The following is a 6,181-nucleotide window of genomic DNA, read 5'->3' as shown; positions in this document are numbered from 1 at the left end:
AGCAGTTGGCTTTTAACCAATTGGTCGATGGTTCGAATCCATCACGACCCACCATTATTAGCGATATTGGTGTGTAACACGAATGTCGGGCCGCGAGGCCAACCCGTTTTGGGTCGTTAGCTCAGTTGGTAGAGCAGTTGGCTTTTAACCAATTGGTCGATGGTTCGAATCCATCACGACCCACCAAATTGACGCCGGTTAGTATCAGCCAGACTGACACCCGGAGTCTCAAAAAAGAGCCTGAGGGCTCTTTTTTTTTGCCCATTATAGCCGCACATACAAACACGCACATACAAACAAGAATGGAAGCGTCAAACACAAGGGTGTTACAGGCCCATGTCACTTCATTGTTCAATGGTATACTGGCGTCGACCATGGCACGTCATAGGTAAGGTGAGGCGTAATGACACGATCTAAAGACCGAATTCTGGTTCAGGAACATCTGGCGCACGAGGCGGAGCCTAAGCCGGTGGGTGAGGCCCAGCGAAAAGAGCTTGAGGCTCGAATCAAGCAGGCACTCAAGGACCGTGATGCAGTGCTGGTCGCGCATTATTATACGGACCCTGACATTCAACGTCTGGCCGAGGAAACCGGTGGGTGTGTTGCAGATTCTCTGGAGATGGCTCGCTTTGGTAATCAGCATCCGGCTTCAACGGTTGTGGTGGCCGGCGTCAAGTTTATGGGCGAAACCGCAAAGATTCTGAACCCGGAAAAACGCGTGTTTATGCCCACCCTTGAGGCGACGTGTTCATTGGACATTGGCTGCCCTGCCGATGAGTTTTCGGCCTTTTGCGACCAACATCCAGACCGCACTGTCGTGGTCTACGCCAATACATCCGCGGCCGTTAAAGCGCGAGCGGACTGGGTGGTAACGTCCAGTTGTGCGCAGGCAATTGTCGAGGATCTGGATGCCCGCGGGGAAAAAATCCTCTGGGCGCCGGACAAGCACTTGGGCCACTATGTTCAGAAAACGACGGGTGCTGACATGCTGCTTTGGGACGGCTCCTGCATCGTGCATGAAGAATTCAAATCGCGCGGGCTTGAAGATCTCAAAGCTGTTTACCCTGACGCCGCAATTCTGGTGCACCCGGAGTCACCTGACGCGGTTGTTGAAATGGCCGACGTGGTGGGCTCGACATCACAGTTGATTCATGCCGTGCAGACTTTGCCGAATGAGCGCTTTATTGTGGCGACCGACAATGGCATTTTCTACAAAATGCAGCAGTTGGCTCCGGCCAAGACGTTGATTGAGGCGCCAACCGCAGGTAATGGCGCTACATGCAGAAGTTGCGCCCATTGTCCCTGGATGGCGATGAACGGCCTGGAAAACCTGTTGCAGGTGCTGGAGCATGGCGGACAGGAAATTCTGGTTGCGCCGGAGCTGCGAGAGCAGGCGCTGAAACCATTGCGCCGAATGCTTGATTTTACCGCAGCCAATGCCCCAAAAGCGGTGGTCACCCAGTAAGAATTGAGCGGGTGATCGAGTTCAGGCCTATTGTTGGCGCTGTCGTATCAGCGCTTGGGATACCTGAGATAGCCGCTCATTGATGATCTGCCGCATGGGGGCGTCGGGCGAGATCTTTTCCTGGGCCTCCCTGAGCTGACGTTGAGCAGCCTCCAGATCCCCCATCAGCAATTCATATTCCGCCCGCGCCCGATGCACGCCCACTATATTTCTCGCCAGGCCTTCAGCTTCCGCGAGTTTGAGCCAGATATCCTCACGCTGAGGAAAGTCCCGCGTCAGTCCTCGCAAATAGTCCGCAGCTTGTTGAGGGTTTCCGGCGTCGCGCTCTACATCCGCCAGCATGGCGGTGATGGGGAAATTTCCAGGGTTTCGGTTGAGTGCTTTTTTGAGAAGTTCACGAGCTTCATCAGACCGCTTCAGGTCGTGCAGCGCTTCGGCGAGAGTGACTTGATAGGTGATGCGCCCCGGTTGACGGGACAACAGATCCTGAAGCAGGCTCGACGCATCTCCCGGCCGGTTGGCGGCCAGGTAAGCAACGGCAAGTCCATAGTGCGCCGCATCTGCCTGCGGGTTTGAGCTGGAGCGGATGTAGTCTTCAAATACCTTCACCGCATCTTCCGGTGTGCGGGTGTAATGAACCTGCAATCGGGCTCTCACCAAGTGGTATTCCAATTTATCAGCAACATCCGTCATGCTGTACTGCTCAGCACGACTCCGGCTGTCCGACACCCGGCTCTGGGTCAGCGGGTGGGTGGAAAGGTATTCTGGTACCTGGTTACCCTGCAATCGGTTTTGACGCATCATGATTTCAAACATCTCAGGCATGCCGCGGGGGTTCATGCCAGCGTCTGCCATGATGTCGAGGCCTACGCGATCGGCTTCTTGTTCATTGGCGCGACTGTATTGCAGCATATTCTGGATGGCCATCGCCTGGGTACCTGCGATCGCGGCAATGCCAACGTCGGATTTAGTAACCGCAGACAAGATAATGCCGGCCACCATTCCGGCGATGGTCAGTGGGGCGCTGGTCTCTTGCTGCTCAAGCCGACGTGCAAAATGCCGTTGGCTCAAATGCGCCAATTCATGCGCGATCACCGATGAGAATTGCTGCTCGGTCTGGGCGTTGAGAAACAGGCCGCCATTGATGCCAATTATATTGCCGGGCACGGCAAAGGCGTTAATTGCCGGGCTATCGATGACCACCAGAGACAGCTGTTTATCTTTGATGGGAACGGAAGGGATCAGGCGGTAAACAATGGCGCTAAGGTAATCGTAGACGAGAGGGTCTCGCACCTGGTCTGCAGACTGGCGGAGCGAGCGCATGACCTGCTGGCCAATATCAGCTTCTTGCTGATCTGAGATCAGGCCACCGCCCACGCCTCCTAGCGTGGGTAGCAGGTCTTCATTGGCGAATGCCACGGAAGGTGCAGGCAGTGCCAACACTGCTGATATCAAGAGGCTGGCAGCTTTGTGGCCAGTTACGCCATGGAAAGCTAATGCACGAACGAATTTCATAGGTTGCCTGATATACTTGATGACAATCAGTGCAATGCCGGACACTCACCGGCATAATGCACCGCTCATTTTATAAAACCAACATTCCATCGTAGACGCGACGCAGTATCACCAAATTATGGCCGATTTCACTCTGGATGCATCCGGACTCATTTGCCCGATGCCGCTGTTAAAGACCAAGCTTCAGCTCAATGCCATGAAAATTGGTGAGGAGCTTGAAGTCATCGCGACAGATGAAGGGTCGGCGCGTGATATTCCGGCCTTTCTAAAGCTATCATCTCATGTGCTTGTAAGCACGTCGGAATCTGGTGGCCATTACCGTTTCGTTATACGACGTGGAGAGTAGAGGTTTGTTCCTGAAGGCCCGGAGACGCAGATGGTAAGAATTATACGCGGTCTTGCGCATAAATATTTTTCAGACGATGAAGCCGTTATCCTGTTTCTTCTGCTGGTTTTTGGCACCTTGGTCGTTGTCATGTTTGGCCATATGCTGGCGCCGGTTATTGCGGCCGTGATCATTGCCTTTATTTTACAGGGCCTGGTGACAAAACTGACCACTCACGGCGTACCCGAAATTGTATCCATTATTGGCGTTTTTTTGGTATTCCTGGGAACTCTTATTGGTTTTCTGTTCGGTTTGCTGCCCATCATCTGGACTCAGGTCACCTCGCTGGCAGGTGAAACTCCCCGAATCTTTCGGGAAATGCAGACGTATTTTGAGCTGCTACCCCAGCAGTATCCAAACCTGATTTCCATCGAGCAGGTGAACAATATCTATCAACAGGTGGCGGGTGAAGCCGCGAGAATGACGCAGGTGTTGGTATCGTTCTCGATTTCAAGCATTCCTGATTTGGTGGCCTTGCTGATTTACATGGTGTTGCTACCGATACTGGTTTTCTTCTTCTTAAAAGACCGGAACCTGTTATTGGGTGCTGTGGGGCGGATGTTGCCGCACCAGAGACCGATGATGCACAGGATTTGGAACGAGGTGAATATCCAGTGCGCCAACTATGTGCGGGGTAAGGCGGTAGAGATCCTTATCGTGGGCGGCGCCACTTATGTCTGCTTCAAATTGATGGGTATGCCGTATGCTGCCTTGCTGTCGTTGCTGGTGGGGATCAGCGTTGTCATACCCTATATCGGCGCGGCGGTGGTGACGGTGCCTGTGGCCATTATCGCTTTGTTTGCCTTTGGATGGGGGAGTCACTTTATCTGGGTCATGGTGATTTACGGTATTATTCAAGGCCTGGATGGTAATGTTCTGGTGCCCGTCCTGTTCTCGGAGGTCAACAACCTGCATCCGGTGGTGATTATTATTGCGGTGTTGTTCTTTGGTGGTATCTGGGGGCTGTGGGGGGTGTTTTTCGCCATACCGCTGGCGACCATGCTCAAGGCTGTGTTTTCGGCGTGGCCCGTTAAGAATTCCTCGGTCGCTCCGGAGTTGGATCAGCCATAACGGACCGGCCTACAACGGCAAGAGGCAGGCGGATTGTTGCTACCCGCCTGCCTCTTGTTTATGTAAGATTTTTGACGGCTTCGAGCACCTCATCCACATGGCCATTCACTTTAACGCTCCGCCATTCCTTTCGCAGTACGCCCTGTTTGTCGATCAGAAACGTACTGCGGTCGATGCCCATGTATTCTTTGCCATAAAGTTTTTTCAGCTTAATGACGTCAAAAAGCTGGCACAGGGCCTCGTCTTTGTCGGAGATCAGGTCAAACGGAAAATCGTGTTTCGCACGAAAATTCTCGTGGGCTTTCAGACCGTCTCTGGATACGCCAAAGATTAACGTGTCTTCGGCGCTGAAGGCATCGATACGATCACGAAAATCTTGGCCTTCGGTGGTGCATCCAGGCGTGTTATCTTTCGGGTAGAAGTAGATAACGACGTTGTATTGCCCCTTGAATTCAGAGAGTTGTATTGTTTTGTCTCGAGTTGCAACTGCGGTAAAATCCGGCACTGGCCGATTAAGCTCAACGGTTGGCATGGGTATACTCCAGTAGAGTGTTTGAAGATTCGGAGGTAAGCATTTTTTTGATGGGTTCTGAATGCTTGGAAATCAATGCCCTGGGGCTAAAAAACATGGTGGATGCCGAGTCTTACAAAACCCTCATGATAGCTCGATGTTCAGCGGGTCACGCTTAAAACAGCTTCCACGATGGGCGGCTTCTTTTCACGCGAACCGGTTCGACGCGGTTATTCTGTGCTGAGGGTTTCGATTTGTTGGGCGCCTCCCTTGTGTCGGTTCTCTGCCAACATTACCATTACGCTTTTATTCCGACGGAGTTTTTATGATTACTGGTAGCCTTGTCGCACTGGTAACGCCGATGTTCCCGAATGGCGATATTCATTGGGAGCACCTGGACAACCTGGTGGACTTTCATCTAGAGAATGGAACCCATGGCATTGTAGCCGTCGGTACGACCGGCGAATCCGCAACGCTGGATCCTGATGAGCATTGTCGGGTTGTCGGTCACATCATAAAACGGGTCAATGGTCGCATCCCTGTGATTGCCGGCACTGGTGGTAATTCCACCCGTGAGGCGATCGAGTTGACCACAGAAGCTCATAAACTCGGGGCTGATGCCTGCTTGCTTGTTGTACCGTATTACAACAAACCGACCCAGGAAGGACTTTATCGCCATTTCCGCACGATTGCTGAGGCCGTACCCGTCAATCAGATACTCTATAACGTGCCCGGCCGCACTGCGTGCGACATGCTGAATGATACGGTTGAACGGTTGGCGGACATTCCGAATATCATCGGTATCAAAGATGCCACCGGTAATATCCCGCGAGGAGCAGATCTGATTCGTGCAGTCGAGGGCCGGCTCGTGGTTTATTCAGGTGACGACGCCACCGCCGCTGATCTGATGCTGGCGGGGGGCAAAGGCAACGTGTCAGTAACCGCAAACGTGGCGCCGCGGGGTATGTCTGCGCTTTGTGAGGCAGCGATCGCTGGCAATAAGGACGAGGTTGCCCGAATCAATGAGTCGTTGATGCCACTGCATCGCAAGCTCTTTCTCGAAGCAAATCCGATTCCGGTCAAATGGGCCTTGCAACGCATGGGGCTGATCGGTGAGGGCATTCGCCTGCCACTGACACCATTGGACGAAAAATTCCGCGGTGAAGTTGAAGATGCTCTTATCGCGTCAGGTGCCCTCTGAACGCTACCGATTCCTTACGTTTGGCTCTTTGGA

The 6,181-nt window shown here is 53.0% G+C and carries 6 protein-coding genes and 1 tRNA gene; 5 read left to right on the top strand and 2 right to left on the bottom strand.

Annotation, left to right across the window (positions count from 1 at the left end; genetic code table 11):
- Positions 1-110 precede the first annotated feature (110 nt).
- Positions 111-186: transfer RNA gene (locus tag GRX64_RS14670), tRNA-Lys, on the top strand.
- Positions 187-403: 217 nt separating this feature from the next.
- The gene (nadA, locus tag GRX64_RS14665) at positions 404-1,465 is read left to right on the top strand and encodes a quinolinate synthase NadA (RefSeq protein ID WP_166268494.1); all 1,062 of its coding nucleotides are present in this window, start codon (positions 404-406) and stop codon (positions 1,463-1,465) included.
- Between the two features lie 27 nt (positions 1,466-1,492).
- Here nadA and GRX64_RS14660 read toward each other — a convergent pair whose 3' ends face one another.
- Entirely contained in the window at positions 1,493-2,980 is a 1,488-nt protein-coding gene (locus tag GRX64_RS14660) for a M48 family metalloprotease (RefSeq protein ID WP_166268493.1), read from the bottom strand.
- Positions 2,981-3,098: 118 nt separating this feature from the next.
- Between GRX64_RS14660 and GRX64_RS14655 the strand changes: the two genes are divergently transcribed.
- Positions 3,099-3,326, top strand: coding sequence for a sulfurtransferase TusA family protein (locus tag GRX64_RS14655; protein ID WP_166268492.1), 228 nt, complete (start codon positions 3,099-3,101; stop codon positions 3,324-3,326).
- 30 nt (positions 3,327-3,356) lie between these two features.
- Positions 3,357-4,436, top strand: a complete 1,080-nt coding sequence (locus GRX64_RS14650) for an AI-2E family transporter (RefSeq protein ID WP_166268491.1) — start codon at positions 3,357-3,359, stop codon at positions 4,434-4,436.
- 58 nt (positions 4,437-4,494) lie between these two features.
- On the opposite strand, the gene GRX64_RS14645 is transcribed toward GRX64_RS14650, so the two are convergent.
- Complete coding sequence (locus GRX64_RS14645; protein ID WP_166268490.1) at positions 4,495-4,968, bottom strand: peroxiredoxin; 474 nt, start codon at positions 4,966-4,968, stop codon at positions 4,495-4,497.
- A 304-nt stretch (positions 4,969-5,272) separates the two neighbouring features.
- Here GRX64_RS14645 and dapA point away from each other — a divergent pair, with 304 nt between their 5' ends.
- Entirely contained in the window at positions 5,273-6,148 is an 876-nt protein-coding gene (gene dapA / locus GRX64_RS14640) for a 4-hydroxy-tetrahydrodipicolinate synthase (RefSeq protein WP_166268489.1), read from the top strand.
- Positions 6,149-6,181: the final 33 nt, after the last annotated feature.

It is taken from the genome of Marinobacter caseinilyticus, from assembly GCF_011074955.1.
Classification (GTDB): Bacteria; Pseudomonadota; Gammaproteobacteria; order Pseudomonadales; family Oleiphilaceae; genus Marinobacter; species Marinobacter caseinilyticus.
Note: the sequence above shows the minus strand (reverse complement) of the source record. Positions and strands in the feature narration are given on the sequence as shown.

Bases quoted from the DNA above. Each gene is read 5' to 3' on its own strand.
- nadA (WP_166268494.1), top strand. From the start codon at position 404: ATGACACGATCTAAAGACCGAATTCTGGTTCAGGAACATCTGGCGCAC.
- GRX64_RS14660 (WP_166268493.1), bottom strand. From the start codon at position 2,980: ATGAAATTCGTTCGTGCATTAGCTTTCCATGGCGTAACTGGCCACAAA.
- GRX64_RS14655 (WP_166268492.1), top strand. From the start codon at position 3,099: ATGGCCGATTTCACTCTGGATGCATCCGGACTCATTTGCCCGATGCCG.
- GRX64_RS14650 (WP_166268491.1), top strand. From the start codon at position 3,357: ATGGTAAGAATTATACGCGGTCTTGCGCATAAATATTTTTCAGACGAT.
- GRX64_RS14645 (WP_166268490.1), bottom strand. From the start codon at position 4,968: ATGCCAACCGTTGAGCTTAATCGGCCAGTGCCGGATTTTACCGCAGTT.
- dapA (WP_166268489.1), top strand. From the start codon at position 5,273: ATGATTACTGGTAGCCTTGTCGCACTGGTAACGCCGATGTTCCCGAAT.